The organism is Microvirga soli (assembly GCF_016734765.1).
Taxonomy (GTDB): domain Bacteria; phylum Pseudomonadota; class Alphaproteobacteria; order Rhizobiales; family Beijerinckiaceae; genus Microvirga; species Microvirga soli.
Map to the genome: position 1 here is coordinate 67,448 of NZ_JAERQE010000009.1, position 16,728 is coordinate 84,175.

Below are 16,728 nucleotides of genomic sequence, written 5' to 3' on the forward strand. Positions count from 1 at the left end.
ATAAAATGCGACGAGCAAAGGAGTTTCGTCGGCTAATGTTCGTAGGCTACGCTGCGACTTAGTCGGGCTGGTGCGACAGGTTGCCTCCGCCTTGGGCGAGAGATGTCCCGATACTTCAGACAAATGGAACGGGGTTTCCGATTTGACCCTCCTCAGTTAAGCCCCTATCTCCTCTGTCTGGCCTCCGGTCGAAGCTTGGCGAGAAAAACGTTGTCCACACCTCTGCTCGATACCATCAAGACCCCAGACGATCTGCGTCAGCTGCCCGAGAGCCAGCTCCGCCAGGTGGCGGATGAGCTGCGGACGGAAACGATCAGCGCGGTCTCCGTCACGGGCGGGCACCTCGGGGCAGGCTTAGGGGTCGTCGAGTTGACGGTCGCGCTGCACCACGTTTTCGACACCCCCCGCGACCGGCTGATCTGGGACGTGGGCCACCAGGCCTATCCTCACAAAATCCTCACGGGCCGCCGTGACCGGATCCGCACATTGCGCCAAGTGGACGGGCTCTCCGGCTTCACCAAGCGCCAGGAGAGCGAGTATGACCCCTTCGGGGCGGCCCATTCCTCCACGTCGATCTCGGCAGGTCTCGGCATGGCCGTGGCGCGGGACCTGGAAGGTAAAAGGAACAACGTCATTGCCGTCATCGGCGACGGCGCCATGTCGGCCGGCATGGCCTATGAGGCCATGAACAATGCCGGCGCCATGCATTCGCGCCTCATCGTCATTCTCAACGACAACGATATGTCCATCGCGCCGCCCACCGGCGCCATGTCGTCCTATCTCGCCCGCCTCGTCTCCGGCGGCGCCTATCGGGGTCTGCGCGAGACCGCCAAGCAGCTGGCAAGGAAGCTGCCGAAATTCATCTACGAAAAGGCGCAGCGCGCCGAGGAATTCGCCCGCGGCTTCTGGACCGGTGGCACCATGTTCGAGGAGCTGGGCTTCTACTATGTGGGCCCCATCGACGGCCACAACCTCGATCATCTGCTGCCGATCCTGAAGAATGTCCGCGATTCCGAGACCGGCCCGATCCTCGTCCATGTGGTGACGAAGAAGGGCAAGGGCTACGCGCCGGCGGAGGAAGCGGCCGACAAGTATCACGGCGTGGTCACCTTCGACGTGGTGACGGGCGCCCAGACCAAGGCCAAGGCCAATGCACCCGCCTACACCAAGGTCTTCGGCGAGAGCCTGGCGAAGGAAGCTCGCAAGGACGACAGGATTGTGGCCGTCACGGCCGCCATGCCGTCCGGCACGGGCGTCGACCTCTTCGGCAAGGAATTCCCCACCCGTACCTTCGACGTGGGCATCGCCGAGCAGCATGCAGTGACCTTCGCGGCCGGCATGGCCACGGAGGGCTACAAGCCATTCTGCGCCATCTATTCCACCTTCCTGCAGCGCGCCTATGACCAGGTGGTGCATGACGTGGCGATCCAGAACCTGCCTGTGCGCTTTGCCCTCGATCGGGCGGGCCTGGTGGGCGCGGACGGCCCCACCCATGCGGGCTCCTTCGACGTCGCCTATCTCGGCTGCCTGCCGAACATGGTGGTGATGGCGGCGGCCGACGAGGCGGAACTCGTTCATATGGTGGCGACCGCCGCGGCCCACGATTCCGGCCCTATCGCGTTCCGCTATCCGCGCGGCGAAGGCGTCGGGGTCGACATGCCCGAGCAGGGCGTGCCGCTCGCCATCGGCAAGGGCCGCGTGGTGAAGGATGGCAGCCGCATCGCCATCCTGTCGCTCGGCACCCGGCTAAGCGAGGCCCTGAAAGCCGCCGAGGAGCTGGAGGCGCGCGGCCTCTCCACCACCGTGGCCGATGCCCGCTTCGCCAAGCCCCTCGACGAGGAGCTGATCCTGCGCCTTGCCCGCGACCATGAGGTGCTCATCACCGTCGAGGAAGGCTCCATCGGCGGCTTCGGCTCCTATGTGCTGCAGCTTTTGGCTGACAAGGGAGCCCTGGATCGCGGCACCCTGAAGGTGCGCTCCATGGTGCTGCCTGATGTCTATATCGACCAGGACAAGCCGGATCGCATGTATGCCAAGGCCGGCCTCGATGCGGCGGGCATCGTGACCAAGGTCTTCGAGGCGCTGGGGCAGGAAGAGACTCGGAAGGTTCGGGCTTGAAGTTCAACCTCGTCATGGCCGGGCTTGTCCCGGCCATCCCGATACGGTAAGGCGCAGCACCTCAAGCCATCGAGATCACCGGCACAAGGCCGGTGATGACGACAAGAGTGGCGGTCCTGACTAAATCGTCAGTGTCCCGGCCTTTGCGGCAGCATAGCGCTCGCCGATCCGGTTCCAGTCGAGCACGTTCCACCATGCCTTCAGGTAGTCCGGACGCCGGTTCTGGTATTTGAGGTAATAGGCGTGCTCCCACACGTCGTTGCCCATCAGGACCCGCTGCCCGTCCATGAGGGGCGTGTCCTGGTTGGGCTTGCTCGTAATGGTGAGTTTGCCGTCGCGGGCAACGGTCACGAATACCCAGCCGGATCCGAACTGCCGCGTTCCGGCGGCATTGAAGTCCTCCTGGAACTTCGCCAGCCCACCGAGATCCCGGTCGATGGCGCTCTTGAGCTCGCCCGAGGGTTCGCCGCCCTGGCCGCCCATGATCTGCCAGAACATGGTGTGATTGGCGTGGCCGCCGCCGTTGTTGCGCACGGCCGTGCGGATCGATTCCGGCAGCTCGCCGAGCTTCGCCAGCATCTCGTGGAGCGGCATCTTGGCCGCCTCGGCATTCTGGGACAGCGCCGTATTGAGGTTGGTCACATAGGCTGCATGGTGCTTGCCATGGTGGAGCTCCATGGTCTGCGCATCGATATGCGGCTCGTTCTTGGACGGCGCATAGGGCAAGGGGTCGAGCTTGAAAGGACCCGATGGGGCTTGCGCCCAGGCGCGGGGAATGACAGCGCTGGCGGCAAGCAGGGTGGCCCCTGTCAGGAGATGGCGACGGCTGATCATGGGATCTCCGGTGGCTGTGAGAGACTTGTGAACGAGAGATGTTCTAGGGCCGGGCCTGGTTCCTGCCCATGAAGAGATCGTGAACGCAGATGGATGTGAGACTTTGATGACCCGCAAGCGTGTCGATGTGGCTTTGATCGAGCGCGGCTTCTTCGCAAGCCGTGCCCGGGCCCAGGAGGCGATCTCCGCCGGCCTCGTGACCGTGAACGGCGCCGTCATCCGCAAGGCGTCCGACATGGTGGCCGAGGAGGCTGTGATCACGGCCGAGCAGCCGCACCCTTACGTGTCCCGTGGCGGCGTGAAGCTTGCGGCCGCGCTCGACGTGTTCCAGATCGACCCGAAGGACAAGATCTGCCTTGACATCGGCGCCTCTACGGGCGGCTTCACGGAGGTGCTGCTCAACCGAGGCGCAGCGCATGTGTATGCGGTGGATGTAGGCCACGGCCAGCTGCATCCCACGATTGCCGGCCACACGCACGTGACCAATCTGGAAGGAACGGACGCCCGCTCGCTCAATGCGGATCTGATCTCGCAGAAGGCTGATCTTCTCGTCTCGGATGTGAGCTTCATTTCGCTCAAGCTCGTATTGCCGGCCGCCGTCGCCCTGCTGAAACCTCAAGCCGAACTGGCCGTTCTCGTGAAACCGCAATTCGAAGCCGGGCGCGATCACGTGAAAAAGGGAATCGTCCGCGATGGAGCCGTGCATCGCGCCGTGTGCGAGGATATGAGAGCATTCGTGACCTCGCTCGGCTTCGAGGTCATGGGGCTCATCCCCTCCCCCATCGAAGGTGGGGATGGAAACCGGGAATTTTTGTTGGGAGCCCGCATTGGCTGAACAGGTCATCATCAGGCGCCTCGGCGCGAAAGCCGACGGCATCGCCGAGAGCGCTTCCGATTCAATCTTCGTGCCGAAGGTGCTGCCGGGCGAGACCGTCACGATCGAGCGCGACGGATCGCATGCGCGGCTTGTGAGCGTCGATGTGCCGTCGCCCGAGCGCGAGACGCCGTTCTGCCCCTATTTCGATGCCTGCGGCGGCTGCGCCACGCAGCACATGCAGCACGGCTTCTATCAGGCCTGGAAGCAGGAGATCCTCGCCCACACCTTAAGCCAGGCGCGGATCGAGGCGCCCATCGAACATCTCATCGACGCCCATGGCGAGGGCCGGCGCCGCGTCACGTTGCACGTGCGCTTTCCCGACCGCGCCATGCATGTGGGCTACATGGCTCCGCGCAGCCATCAGATCGTTGAGATCGCGTTCTGCCCCATCGCGGAGCCCGGTCTGAAGGAACAGGCACCGGGTATCGCCCGCGCCATCGGCGAGCACCTGAAAGGACCGCGCAAGCCCCTCGACATCCAGATCACCCAGACACAGACCGGCTTCGACGTGGACGTGCGCGGCCACGGTCCCATGAAGGATGCCGAGCGCCTGAGCCTCATCGATCTCGCAAGCCGGCTTGATCTCTCGCGCCTGTCGATCCATGGCGATGTGGTTGTGGAGCGCCGCCCCCCGGCGATCCTCATGGGCCGCGCCTCTGTGGTCCCTCCGCCGGGCTCGTTCCTGCAGGCGACGCGGCTCGGCGAGGAGGTGCTCGCAGGTCTGGTGACGGAAGCCTGCGCGAAGGCCAAGCGCGTAGCCGATCTCTTCGCCGGATCCGGGCCCTTCTCGCTGCGGCTTGCAGAGAAGGCGGAAGTGCATGCGGTCGAGTTCGACAAGGGTTCGATGGCAGCGCTCGACAAGGCGTTTCGCGCCACACCCGGTCTTCGCCGGATCTCGACCGAAGCGCGCGATCTCTTCCGCCGTCCGCTGCTCACGCCGGAACTGAACGCCTTCGATGCCGTGGTCCTCGATCCGCCCCGCGCGGGCGCGGAGGCGCAGGTGAAGCAGATTGCCGTGTCGAAAGTGCCGCTCGTGGTGAGCGTTTCCTGCGACCCCGCCACCTTCGCCCGCGATGCGGCTATCCTGATGGATAGCGGCTATCGCCTGGAGCGCGTGATCCCCGTCGACCAGTTCAAGCACTCGCCGCACCTGGAAGTCGTTGGCATCCTGCGCCGGGACGTGGTGAAGAAGCGGCGGTAAGACGAACAGCGTCATCCCGGACGAAGCGTCAGCGAAGATCCGGGATCGTATGACAAGAATGGCGCGGGTATTCCCTCCCTCCTTGTGGGGGGAGGGTGGCCGCGGCAGCAGCCGGGAGGGGGGTGCTGGCGCCATGCTGGTTCCGGTCTAGCGTTGCACCCCCCTCTCCAACTCTCCCCCACAAGGGGGGAGAGGGTCAGTTGGTGCACTACTTGTAAAACGATCCCGGATCGGCTGCGCCGTCCGGGATGACCGCACTGAAAGTCAGAACAAGCTCCCCTGCTCGTCCTCGTCACTCGAGAGCGGCTTCTTGGCCTTGGGCTTCTTCTCGACCACTGGCGCAGGTTCCGGATGCGCCAGAGGCTCCAGCAGACCCGGATCGTCATTCTCCACCTTGTTCACGCGACTTGAGACCGGCACCATGTCGAGCCATTCATCCGGGCAGGGCCGCACGAGGCGCATTACGTCGGCGCGTTCGTCGCGCACGTCGAGCCAGGCTCCGATGTCGTTGGGCGACAGGATCACCGGCATACGGTCATGCACGGCCGACAGCGTGCCGTTGGCATCCGTGGTGACGATGGCAGCGGTGTCGATCTCGCCGCCGTCAGGGCTGCTGTAGGTTTCCCATAGGCCTGCGAGCGGCATCGGCCTGCGGTCGCGCGGGCGGATCAGGAACGGCGTCTTCTCTTTCCCCTCCCGCCGCCATTCATAGAAGCCATCGGCGAGAAAGATGCAGCGTCGGCGCTTCAAGGCATTCCTGAAGGTCGGCTTCGTTTCCAGCGTTTCGCCGCGGGCGTTGATGACCAGCGGAAAGTCCTTCGGGTCCTTCACCCAGGACGGCAGGAATCCCCAGCGCACCAGCATGAAATGCCGCTCGCCCCGATCCTCCAGCACGATGGGCACGGGCTGGGTGGGGGCCACGTTGTAGCGCGGAGGAAAATTCGGCTGCTCCGAATAGCCGTAGAGTTCCCGGTAGGTTTCAGGTGAGAGCGTGATCGCATAGCGTCCGCACATGGCGTTCTCTCCCTTTACTCACTTCTCTCTGTCATTCCGGGGCGCCGAAGGCGAGCCCGGAATCCATAACCGCTGACCGTGCAGAATGAGGTCTAACGCTACTCGCACTGCTTGAAACGTCGTGTTTATGGATTCCGGGCTCCGCTCCGCAGCCCCGGAATGACAGCGGCACGTTCATAACCAACGTTTCCAGCGAAAGAACAGATAGGGCAGCACAGCGGCGAGGATCATCAGGGTGATGGCCCAGAGATAGCCGTGCTGCCATTCCAGCTCGGGCATGAACTTGAAGTTCATGCCGTAGAGCGACGACACGAGCGTCGGCGGCAGGAAGATCACCGACATGACTGAGAAGATCTTGATGATGTCGTTCTGCTCGATGCTGACGAGGCCGAGCGTCGCGTCGAGGAGAAACTGGAGCTTGTTGGACAGGAACGCGGCGTATTCCTCGATGGATTGCACATCCCGCAGGGCCGTCCGCCATTCTCCCTGATAGCCGCGGGTCTTCTGCGGCCGTTGCATGCTGGCCGAGAGGAACAGCAGCAGCCGCTCCACGGAGGCCATGCTCTCGCGCACCTTGGAGATGATATCGCCCTTGCGACCGATAGACCTTAAGGCGGCCCGATAGGACGCGGCGCGCTTGGCGCCACGCCGCTCGTTCTCGAAGATCGCCTGCGACAGGCGGTCGACGCGTGTTCCCACCGTACCGAGGATCTCGGCCGCCCGGTCGATGATGGTCTCGACCAGGCCGTCGAGCACGGCCTCCGGCTGGTGCCTGCAGCCGCCGGGCTTCAACGCACGGGTCATGAACATGCTGAAGGAGCGAGGCTCGCCGTAACGGACGGTCACGAGCGCCCGTTCGGTCAGGATGAACGAGATGTCGATGAGCTTCGGGTTGTCCGTTTCGGAGTGGGTGATGACACGGGCCGTCATGTAGCGGACGTCGTTCTCGTGATAGAGGATCTCGGAAGGCTCGATGCCAGCCATCTCGTCCCGGGTCGGGATCTCGATGCCGAGATGTGCCTCGACGAATTTATCCTCTTCACGGGTCGGCTCGATCAGGTCGATCCAGAGGGCATCGGCCGGGATGGGCTCGCCCGCCCGCAGAACGGAACGGTCGAGGGATTCCCCGGCGGGTCCCGCTGCCTGCGCTGGCCTGTGGATCACAATCATACCCGTCTCCGCATTACCGGGTATGTTCTAGCCTGATTTTCATGACAACTGCGAGAGGGGCGGCGTGTCATCCGGCACGAAGAAGTCGGGCGCGAGGGGCTGCGTCGGGTCGACCCGGTACTTCTCGAAGTCCTTCACGCCCTCCCCGTGCAGGAAGACATCGTCGATGAGGAAGTTCCCTGAGAAGCTTTTCGAGGGCTTCTGGAAGATCGCGTGGGCCGCATCGGCCAGGATCTCCGGCGTGCGGCTGGCCTGCACGAGAGCCTCGCCGCCGAGCAGGTTCTTGACCGCCGCCGTGGCGATGGTGGTGCGCGGCCAGAGCGCGTTGACGGCAATGCCCCGCCCCCGCAATTCGCCCGCAAGCCCAAGCACGCAGAGGCTCATGCCGTATTTCGCCATGCTGTAGGCCAGATGCGGCGCAAACCACTTCTCGCTCATGTCCAGCGGCGGCGAGAGCATGAGGATGTGCGGGTTCTCGGCCTTCTCCAGGTGCGGAATGGCATATTTCGACACCATGTAGGTGCCGCGCGTGTTGATCTGGTGCATCAGATCGAAGCGCTTCATGTCGGTCTGCGGCGTCGGCGTGAGGCTGATGGCACTCGCATTGTTGACCACGATGTCGAGGCCGCCGAAGGTCTCGACCGTTTTTGCGATCGCACCCTTCACCGCCTCCTCGTCGCGCACGTCGACCACGAGCGGCAGCGCCTTGCCGCCTGCCGCCTCGATTTCTTCCGCGGCCGAGTAGATCGTGCCGGGGAGCTTGGGATGCGGCTCGGCGGTCTTGGCCGCGATGACCACGTTCGCGCCGCCCTTCGCCGCGCGCAGCCCGATGGCGAGGCCGATGCCCCGCGAGGCGCCGGTGATGAAGAGGGTTTTTCCGTTGAGGCTCATGGGATCAGCTCGCGAGTGCCAGGGTTGCGTCCTGCAGGAAGCCTGCACCGCTCATGACCGTTTCCTCAAGCCCCTTCGCACCGACGGTGATGTTCTCGGCAAAGAAGCGGCAGAGCGCGATGCGGCCGGCATGGGCGGGGTCCGTGTCGCCGCCAGCGGCCAGCGCGTTTGCCGCCAGTGCCATCTCGGCAAGCGCCGCTCCGCCCTGCGCGAGGGCGAAGAGCCTCAAGTAAGGCGTTGCGCCGGCAAGCGCCTCGCCCTGCGCGTTGGAGGACAGCGACTGCTGCAGATGACTTGTGGCTCGGTCGAGGCTCTCGATGGCATCGCGCAGGCGTGGTGCGGTGGCGCCGAAAGCGGGCGTGCTCTCCTTGAGAAGGCGAGCCACTGTTCCCCGCATGGCGGCGATCTGTGCCCGCACCGTCTCGCCGCCGGAGAGCGGCAGCTTGCGGGTGACGAGGTCGATGGCCTGGATGCCGTTGGTGCCCTCATAGATCGGCGCGATGCGCGCATCGCGGAAATGCTGGGCCGCGCCTGTCTCCTCGATGAAGCCCATGCCGCCGTGGACCTGCACGCCGATGGAGGCGACCTCTACGCCGATATCCGTCGAGAAGGCCTTGGCCACAGGCGTCAGCAGCGACGCGCGCTCATGCGCCTTCTTCCGTCGTGCCGGATCTTCTTCGAGATGCGCGCGGTCGATGGCCTCGGCGGTCATGTAGCAGATGGCTCGGGCCGCAGCGGTGAGCGCCTTCATGGTGAGCAGGTTACGCTGCACGTCCGGATGCACGGCGATGGGGCTCATACCCTCAACCGCTCCGATGGCGCGCCCCTGCCTGCGCTCGTTGGCATAGCCGAGCGCCTGCTGATAGGCGCGCTCCGCAATCGCCACACCCTGCAGGCCCACCGCGAGACGGGCGTTGTTCATCATCGTGAACATGCAGGCGAGGCCGCGATTCTCCTCGCCGACGAGCCAGCCGACGGCACCGCCGTTGTCGCCGAAGATCATGGTGCAGGTAGGCGAGGCATGGATGCCGAGCTTGTGCTCGATGGAGTGGCAGCGCATGTCGTTGCGCGTGCCATCGGGCAGGAACTTCGGCACGAGGAACAGCGAGATGCCGCGGGTGCCGGCGGGTGCATCCGGCAGGCGCGCGAGCACGAGATGGATGATGTTGTCGGTAAGATCGTGCTCGCCGTAGGTGATGAAAATCTTCTGGCCTGTGACCCTGTACGTACCGTCCCCCACCGGCTCGGCGCGCGAGCGCAGGGCCGCGAGATCCGAACCCGCGTGCGGCTCCGTGAGGTTCATGGTGGCGGTCCATTCGCCGGAGACGAGCTTTTCGAGATAGCGGACCTTAAGATCGTCGGTCCCATGCTGAACCAGAGCCTCGATGGCCCCCATGGTGAGCACAGGGCCAATACCAAAGGCCATGGAGGCGGCGTTCCACATCTCGACGCAGGCGGAATTCAGAAGCGTGGGCAGGCCTTGACCACCGTATTCCACCGGGCCGGGCAATGCGTTCCATCCAGCCTCGGTCCAACCCTTATAGGCCGCCTTCCAGCCGGGAGCGGTGGTGACGGCGCCGTCCTTGAGGACTACGCCGTGCTTGTCGCCCTCTCGATTCAGGGGCGCGATGACATCATTGGCGAAGCGGCCCGCCTCGTCCAGGATGGTCTCGGCCAGATCCGTCGAGAGGTCGCCATAGACGCCGTCCGCCACGGCGCGGTCGAGGCCCGCCACATGCCGCATGGTAAAGACGATGTCGGGGACGGGCGCGCGGTAAGTCATGGGCTCTTCCTCTCGGGGCTATGGGCTTTTCATATTGACGCGTGTTCTCGCGCCGTTAAACCCGCCCGGCAAGGGGATTTTCCCCACGGGCAAGGAATAGTTTAGACGTGAACGATCTTGGGTCAATGCGCCAAACGGAGCGTCTGACGTCTGATGAACCAGGTCTTGCCCGCGCGGCGGAGATCCTGCGGCGCGGCGGCCTCGTGGCCTTCCCGACGGAAACGGTCTACGGCCTCGGGGCCGATGCCACAGATGCGCAGGCCGTTGCCGGCATCTACGCCGCCAAGGAGCGTCCGAGCTTCAACCCGCTGATCTCGCACCTCGGCAGCTTCGAGGCCGCCCAGACGCAGGGCATATTCGACGAGACAGCCCGGCGCTTGGCAGAGGCCTTCTGGCCCGGCCCGCTGACCCTTGTCGTGCCGGTGGCCCCCACCTGCACCATCTCCGACCTCGCCCGCGCCGGTCTCGACAGTGTGGGTTTGCGCGTGCCGGCCCATCCCCTCGCCCATGCGCTGCTGCAGAAAACGGGCCGCCCGGTCGCTGCACCCTCCGCCAACCGCTCGGGCCGCGTGAGCCCGACCGACGCGGACCATGTGCTGGGCGATCTCGACGGTCGGATCGATGCGGTGCTCGACGGCGGAGCGTCTCAGGTGGGCGTCGAGTCGACCATCGTGGCTTGCCTCGGCGGCACGCCCCGCCTGCTGCGCCCCGGCGGGGTGCCGCGGGACGCCATTGAAACCCTGATCGGCATGAAGCTCGAAAGCGGAGAGGAAGGTGGCAAGAACCCGCTCGCGCCCGGCATGCTCGCATCACACTACGCACCCCGTGCACGGGTGCGCCTGAATGCAGCGAGCGTCGGGGCCGATGAAGCCGTTCTGCTATTCGGTGCGCAGCCCCTTGAGGGTGTGGTGACAGCCCGCACCACATTGAACCTCAGCAAAAACGGCGACCTCGTGGAGGCCGCCGCTCATCTGTTTTCCTATCTGAGGCAGCTCGATGCTTCGGGAGCCGCGACTATCGCCGTGGGCCCGATCCCGGAGACCGGCCTGGGTGAGGCTATCAACGACCGTCTGAAGCGCGCTGCGGCGGAGCGGTAAACCCGCTCCGCTCAATTCAGCTTTCTTACTTCGCCGCCAGCTTCGCGGCGATCCGGGCCACGTGCTTGCCCTGGAAGCGGGCACCGTCGAGGTCGATCTCGGTCGGCTGACGGGAGCCGTCGCCGCCGGCTACTGTCGATGCGCCGTAGGGCGAGCCGCCGCGGATCTGGTCGACGCCCATCTGACCCTGGAAGGAATAAGGCAGGCCCACGACCACCATGCCGTGGTGCAGGAGCACCGGCAGCGTGGTGAGAATGGTGGCTTCCTGGCCGCCGTGCTGCGTGGCCGTGGAGGTGAAGACCGAGCCCACCTTGCCGATGAGCTTGCCCTGCGCCCAGAGACCGCCGGTCTGGTCTAGGAAGTTCTTCATCTGCGCCGTCATGGTGCCGTAGCGGGTCGGCGTGCCGAAGATGATGGCGTCGTATTCCGGCAACTCCTCGACCGTGGCGACGGGGGCCTTCTGGTCAGTCTTGTAGTGAGCCGCCTGAGCCACGGCCTCAGGCACGAGTTCGGGCACGCGCTTCACCACGACCTCGGCACCAGCCTCGCGGGCGCCCTCGGCGGCGGCATAGGCCATCTGCTCGATGTGACCCCAGGACGAATAATACAGAACCAGAACCTTGGTCATGTGAACTCCAATTGGTTGAATTGAAACGCAGACCAGCCTTCCAGAGCCTCTCGTCACGAGAAGCCGGATGTGCACTGCCCTGCGGGTGTTGGACATCCAAGAGGATAATCTTTCTCCCCTGCAAAACCAGTGCTAGAGATGCAGGGCCTCTCTTGCGTGAATGCAAACAATGTCCAAGCAGCAGCATCTCGAATGGGACGACTTCCGGCTCGTGAAGATCATCGCCGAAGCCAATGGATTGGCCGGCGCGGCCGAGAAGCTGGGCGTCAATCATTCTACCGTCTTCCGGCGGCTCGGCCAGATGGAGGAAAACCTCGGGGTCAAGCTCTTCGAGCGACACCGGACCGGCTACGTGCTCACCACGGCCGGCGAGGAGATGACGGCGCTGGCCGAGCAGATGGAGGAGAACGTCACGGCGTTCACCCGCAAGCTCGCGGGCCAGGCCGTCGCGCCTGCCGGAGAACTGCGCGTCACCACCAACGACACGCTGCTCGTACATCTGCTGACGCCGATCTTTGCCCGCTTCATCACGGCCTGTCCGGAGATGCGGCTCGACGTGGTTCTCGCCAACCAGGCACTCAACCTCTCGAAGCGCGATGCCGACGTGGCGATTCGTGCCACGGACGATCCGCCCGAGACGCTGGTCGGACGGCGCGTGGCGACCATTGCCTGGGCGATCTACGGCCGGAAGGTGGATTTCCCTGATGTCCGGGGACCCGAAGACGTGACCCTGGCTGATCTCTTCAACCGGCACTGGGTGGCGCTCGGGGACAATCTGGCGACGCTGAAGGTCGCCCGATACGTGCGCGAACACGTGGCGCCGGAGAACCTCGTCTACAAGGTCAACACGGTGCTCGGCCTCTCGGAAGCGGTAGAGGCCGGAACTGGCATCGGTCCCCTGCCCTGCTTCATTGCGGATGCAAGCCCCAATCTCGTGCGGCTGTCGGACACCAACGCCGATTTCGCCGCGGGCCTGTGGCTCCTCACCCATCCGGACCTGCGCCAGTCCGCCCGCGTGCGGGCCTTCATGGACTTCATGGCCACAGAAATTGCCAAGCAGAAGAAGCGGATCGAGGGCGGCGGGGCGAAAGCCACTCTGCTCAGCGAAGCGGGCTAGCTGTTGATTTCCAGCATTCTGCTCGCGTCATCCCCGGACTTGTTCCGGGGATCCACGTCTTTGATGCGTCGCGGTTCCTAAGACGTGGATGGCCGGAACAAGTCCGGCCATGACGCGCCAATATTGGCTAGCCGATCTCCACCACCACCCGGCCTTTGATGCGCCCGGCCACAATCTCTTTACCCGCTTCCATCACCCCATCGAGGCGGATCGTCGAGGTCATGGCGGCAAGCTTGTCGTGGTCGAGTTCGCGGGCGATCCGGTTCCAGGCCTCGAGCCGCAGCGCCTTGGGAGCCATCACCGAATCGACGCCGAGCAGGGACACGTTGCGCAGGATGAAGGGTGCCACGGTTGTGGGCAGGTCCATGCCGCCCGCCAATCCGCAGGCCGCGACGGCACCGCCATACTTCGTCATGGACAGGACATTGGCCAGCGTCGTGGAGCCGACCGTGTCGACGCCCGCAGCCCAGCGCTCCTTGGCAAGGGGCTTTCCAGGGCTGGCGAGTTCGGTGCGGTCGAGAATTTCGCTCGCTCCCAGCTCCTTCAGGTAATCCGCCTCCTCGGGCCGCCCCGTCGAGGCGATCACATGCCAGCCGGCTTGTGCCAGCAGCGCCACGGCCACCGAGCCCACACCGCCGACAGCGCCGGTGACGATGGCGGGGCCGCGCTCTGGGCGCAGGCCGTGCCGCTCAAGCGCCATCAGGCAGAGCATCGCCGTGTAGCCGGCCGTGCCGACCGCCATCGCCTGCTGCGCCGTGAGACCTTGTGGCAGCGGGATGAGCCAGTCGCCTTTCACGCGCACCTTTTCCGCATAGGCGCCGAGATGCGTCTCACCGAGTCCCCAGCCGTTGAGGACGACCGCATCACCGGGCTTGAAGTCTGGGTTCGAGGAGGCTTCCACGATGCCGGCGAGATCGACGCCGGGGATCATCGGAAAGCGCCGCACAACCGGGGCCTTGCCGGTCAGCGCCAGCCCGTCCTTGTAATTGAGCGTTGAGTGCGACACGCGGACGGTGACATCGCCGTCCATGAGATCTGCATCGTTGAACGCGCGGATCTCGACGCTCTGGCCGGCCTCAGACTTGTCGATGACGACGGCTTTGAATGCGCTCATGCCGATTCCTCCCCGCACCCATTTGTGGCGCGCTGGAGGATGAGGACAAGCGCGAAAGCTTCATCCCTTAGCAGGAGGCGAGCCTACTCCGCCGGCTGCAGCGCCGGCGCGCGATCGACCGGCTGCTCCTTGATCGGCAGGTTGATCAAGGCCGAGGCGAGGCCGAGCAGGACCGAGAGCCACCAGACCATGTTGTAATTGCCGTTGATCTCGTAGAGCAGGCCGCCGAGCCACACGCCGAGGAAGCCGCCGACCTGGTGCGAGAAGAACGCGAAGCCGTAGAGCATGGCCATATAGCGGGTGCCGAACATCAGCATCACCAGGGATGACGTGGGCGGCACGGTGGAGAGCCAGAGCAGCCCGATGGAGATGCCGAACAGGATCGACGTGACGGGGGTCGCCGGAACCAGGATGAAGGCCGCAATGGCCACCGAGCGGCCGAGATAGATCCAGGCCAGCAGCCACCGCTTCGACATGCGAGTGGAGAGCCAGCCCGAACCCAGCGAGCCAACTGCATTGGCGAGGCCGATGACGGCAAGCGTCCAGCCGCCCACGGTCGCCGAGAGGCCGGCATCCTTGAGGTAGGCCGGCAGGTGCACGGTGATGAAGGCGAGCTGGAAGCCGCAGGTGAAGAAACCGAGCACGAGCAGCACATAGGAGCGATGCTTGAAGGCCTCTGACAGAGCCTGGGCAATCGACTGGTTCGGAGCCGCAGCCGCTCCGGACAGTGCCGCATCGCCGGTCGGCCGGGTCGCGAGAGCGAGCGCCAGGGGCATCACGATGAGCACGCTGGCGGCGAAGACCAGCAGCGCCTGCTGCCAGCCGAAGGACTCGATCAGCACGTTGCCGATGGGCGGGAACAGGAACTGGCCGAAGGAGCCCGCCGCCGTGCCGGCACCGAAAGCCATGGGGCGCCACTTCTCGGGCAGGATCTTGCCGAAGGCACCGAGCACCAGGTTGAACGAGCAGCCGGAGAGCCCGAAGCCGATGAGCACGCCGGCGCCGATATGCAGGACGCCGGGCGTGGTTGCATAGGCCATGACCACGAGGCCGAGCGCATAGAGCAGAGCGCCCACGCAGAGCACGCGGAATGCCCCGAACCGGTCCGCCACCGCGCCCGCAAAAGGCTGCCCGACGCCCCAAAGGAGGTTCTGGATCGCGATGGCAAAGCCGAAGGTGTCGCGGCCCCAGCCGTATTCCGTGATCATCGGCAACTGGAACAGCCCCGAGGAGGCCCGGGGCCCGAACGTGATCAGGGCGATGAGGCAGCCGCAGACGACAATGATTTCCGGGGAGACGCGGGAGCGGGCGGGCGATGCGTGCATGGTCACGGCCTCAAGGCGCAAAACAAGGACGGCACCCTAGCCCAAGTCTTGCATCAGCAGAATTGAAAGTTTGTCGCCTTTGGTATGAGGCTTTGTGATGGATTTGGGCTCCATGGCTGTCAGCCCAGCTTCAGATAACGATGATATCGGCCGACGTCATCTTGGCCTTGTTCGAGAGAATGGCGATCTCGATCGCCCGCCCCTGCCCCGAACCGTCGGCGTCGTAATAAAGGACACCCTTCGCCTTGTTGTAGATGAGGTGGTCGTCCCGGTCGCCAGCCTTGTTGCCGATTTCAAAGTATTTGCTCTTCAGCGTCCCGGCCTTGCCGATCTTCTTGAAGACGGAGTTCTCCAGATGGATGGCGTCGTATCGGGCGTTGAAGTCGGAGATGCGATCCAGATTGCCGGTTTTGCTGGCTTTCGTATTGAACACGAACGCATCGCTGCCTGAGCCTCCAGCCAGGGTATCGTGTCCCGACCCGCCCATGAGGATGTCGCTTCCGCCATTGCCTTGCAGGCTGTCCTTGCCGCCATTGCCCTTCAGGGTGTTGCCCGCGGCATTCCCGTAGAGCTTGTCGTTGGAGCGCCCGCCCGTGGCGTTCTCAATCACCACGCCGTTCGCGATCGTGAAGCCACCGGCCACATCCGTCTCTCGCGAGATGAACCCTCCGGCGTTGCGATCCCCGGCCCTCAAGGTGGCGGCCCGCAGGTCGATCTGCACGCCGGCCGATGCATTCGCGGCTGTGATCGTGTCAGTCCCGCCCGCGTCCCAGATGCATAACCATCCCCGCTCCTCCGCGAACAGGTTCCAGGTCGGCAGGGTGTAGACGTCCTTGCCCGCACCCGTCGCCATGTTCTTTCCGTAGAGGGCCTGCAGGGCCGCAATGTCGAAGGCCCCGAGCCCTGCCTGATTGCCGTAGGTCACGTCGTAGCCGGCCGTATCCCAGCCCGTGTTGTACGACATGACCGTCCAGATTCCCTGGTTCAGCCCGTAGGATCCGGTCGAGGAAGCGTCGGTCACGCCGGGAAAAATGGTTCCGCCCCCATCCCCGCCGTCGTGCGGATGCGCCAGGCCAAAGCCATGCCCGAGCTCATGCAGCACGGTGTTGAGGCCGTCGCCCCCGAAATGCATGTTGCTCCAGGAGGGTGTGGAGGGATCGAAATATCCCCAGACCTGATCGCTGTTCGGTAATTCGTGGAGGCCAAGCGCGTTATCGCCAAGCGCTGTCTTCCACCAGACGATATCGGCGTCGCCCACAGAGTCGACGAGTTGGAACCTGAGGCCGCAGACGCTGCCGTAGACAGCGGCCGCATAGTCGAAGACGCCGATTTCCGCGAGGGTCCAGTCTTGCACCTGAGCCGCGCTGGTCAGGACCTCGCTTTCCCCATGGCGGACGCTGGCTGCCGCGAAGTCGCCGCTCTGGCCGAAATAGACCTTGATCGGCTCCCCGGTCGTGTCCCAGGCCTCACCGCCCCAGACAAGGGGATCGACAAACACATTCCCATAGCCGGCGCCCGGCACAGCGTTTCGGATCGTCGCCATCGTTCCCTCGTCTCGA

14 protein-coding genes are annotated in these 16,728 nt (G+C 64.7%); 5 read left to right on the forward strand and 9 right to left on the reverse strand.

Going from position 1 to position 16,728, the window contains the following annotated elements; all coding sequences use genetic code 11:
- The first annotated feature begins 210 nt into the window (after positions 1-210).
- Positions 211-2,118: a 1-deoxy-D-xylulose-5-phosphate synthase gene (dxs, locus tag JKL45_RS10495; protein ID WP_201861084.1), complete on the forward strand. Its 1,908-nt coding sequence runs from the start codon at positions 211-213 to the stop codon at positions 2,116-2,118.
- Positions 2,119-2,238: 120 nt separating this feature from the next.
- On the opposite strand, the gene JKL45_RS10500 is transcribed toward dxs, so the two are convergent.
- Entirely contained in the window at positions 2,239-2,952 is a 714-nt protein-coding gene (locus tag JKL45_RS10500) for a superoxide dismutase (protein WP_201861085.1), read from the reverse strand.
- 106 nt (positions 2,953-3,058) lie between these two features.
- Here JKL45_RS10500 and JKL45_RS10505 point away from each other — a divergent pair, with 106 nt between their 5' ends.
- Together JKL45_RS10505 and JKL45_RS10510 are read left to right on the forward strand one after the other, a co-directional pair.
- Positions 3,059-3,787 carry a TlyA family RNA methyltransferase gene (locus JKL45_RS10505; RefSeq protein WP_201861086.1) on the forward strand — a complete coding sequence of 243 codons (729 nt, stop codon included), beginning with the start codon at positions 3,059-3,061 and terminating at the stop codon, positions 3,785-3,787.
- Positions 3,747-5,030, forward strand: a complete 1,284-nt coding sequence (locus JKL45_RS10510) for a class I SAM-dependent RNA methyltransferase (protein WP_201861087.1) — start codon at positions 3,747-3,749, stop codon at positions 5,028-5,030. The genes JKL45_RS10505 and JKL45_RS10510 overlap by 41 nt, the downstream gene beginning before the upstream one ends.
- Before the next feature lie 264 nt (positions 5,031-5,294).
- On the opposite strand, the gene JKL45_RS10515 is transcribed toward JKL45_RS10510, so the two are convergent.
- The 4 genes from JKL45_RS10515 to JKL45_RS10530 all read right to left on the reverse strand — a co-directional run bounded on the left by JKL45_RS10515 (position 5,295) and on the right by JKL45_RS10530 (position 9,888).
- Positions 5,295-6,044 carry an SOS response-associated peptidase gene (locus JKL45_RS10515; protein ID WP_201861088.1) on the reverse strand — a complete coding sequence of 250 codons (750 nt, stop codon included), beginning with the start codon at positions 6,042-6,044 and terminating at the stop codon, positions 5,295-5,297.
- Between the two features lie 174 nt (positions 6,045-6,218).
- On the reverse strand, positions 6,219-7,214 hold the full coding sequence (locus JKL45_RS10520; protein ID WP_201861089.1) for a magnesium transporter CorA family protein: 996 nt from the start codon (positions 7,212-7,214) through the stop codon (positions 6,219-6,221).
- Between the two features lie 39 nt (positions 7,215-7,253).
- Complete coding sequence (locus JKL45_RS10525; RefSeq protein WP_201861090.1) at positions 7,254-8,105, reverse strand: SDR family oxidoreductase; 852 nt, start codon at positions 8,103-8,105, stop codon at positions 7,254-7,256.
- 4 nt (positions 8,106-8,109) lie between these two features.
- Positions 8,110-9,888: an acyl-CoA dehydrogenase family protein gene (locus JKL45_RS10530; RefSeq protein WP_201861091.1), complete on the reverse strand. Its 1,779-nt coding sequence runs from the start codon at positions 9,886-9,888 to the stop codon at positions 8,110-8,112.
- A 107-nt stretch (positions 9,889-9,995) separates the two neighbouring features.
- On the opposite strand from JKL45_RS10530, the gene JKL45_RS10535 reads away from it, so the two are divergent.
- The gene (locus JKL45_RS10535) at positions 9,996-10,985 is read left to right on the forward strand and encodes an L-threonylcarbamoyladenylate synthase (protein ID WP_376771021.1); all 990 of its coding nucleotides are present in this window, start codon (positions 9,996-9,998) and stop codon (positions 10,983-10,985) included.
- A 25-nt stretch (positions 10,986-11,010) separates the two neighbouring features.
- Here the strand turns inward: JKL45_RS10535 and wrbA are convergent, their stop codons facing one another.
- The gene (gene wrbA, locus JKL45_RS10540; protein WP_201861092.1) at positions 11,011-11,613 is read right to left on the reverse strand and encodes an NAD(P)H:quinone oxidoreductase; all 603 of its coding nucleotides are present in this window, start codon (positions 11,611-11,613) and stop codon (positions 11,011-11,013) included.
- Between the two features lie 169 nt (positions 11,614-11,782).
- Here wrbA and JKL45_RS10545 point away from each other — a divergent pair, with 169 nt between their 5' ends.
- Complete coding sequence (locus JKL45_RS10545) at positions 11,783-12,730, forward strand: LysR family transcriptional regulator (RefSeq protein ID WP_201861093.1); 948 nt, start codon at positions 11,783-11,785, stop codon at positions 12,728-12,730.
- A 127-nt stretch (positions 12,731-12,857) separates the two neighbouring features.
- Here JKL45_RS10545 and acuI read toward each other — a convergent pair whose 3' ends face one another.
- The 3 genes from acuI to JKL45_RS10560 form a co-directional block, all read right to left on the reverse strand.
- A complete protein-coding gene (gene acuI / locus JKL45_RS10550) occupies positions 12,858-13,844 on the reverse strand; it encodes an acrylyl-CoA reductase (NADPH) (RefSeq protein ID WP_201861094.1) in 987 nt (328 codons plus the stop codon).
- An 83-nt stretch (positions 13,845-13,927) separates the two neighbouring features.
- Positions 13,928-15,169, reverse strand: a complete 1,242-nt coding sequence (locus JKL45_RS10555) for an MFS transporter (protein WP_201861095.1) — start codon at positions 15,167-15,169, stop codon at positions 13,928-13,930.
- A 130-nt stretch (positions 15,170-15,299) separates the two neighbouring features.
- Complete coding sequence (locus JKL45_RS10560; protein WP_201861096.1) at positions 15,300-16,712, reverse strand: M10 family metallopeptidase C-terminal domain-containing protein; 1,413 nt, start codon at positions 16,710-16,712, stop codon at positions 15,300-15,302.
- Positions 16,713-16,728: the final 16 nt, after the last annotated feature.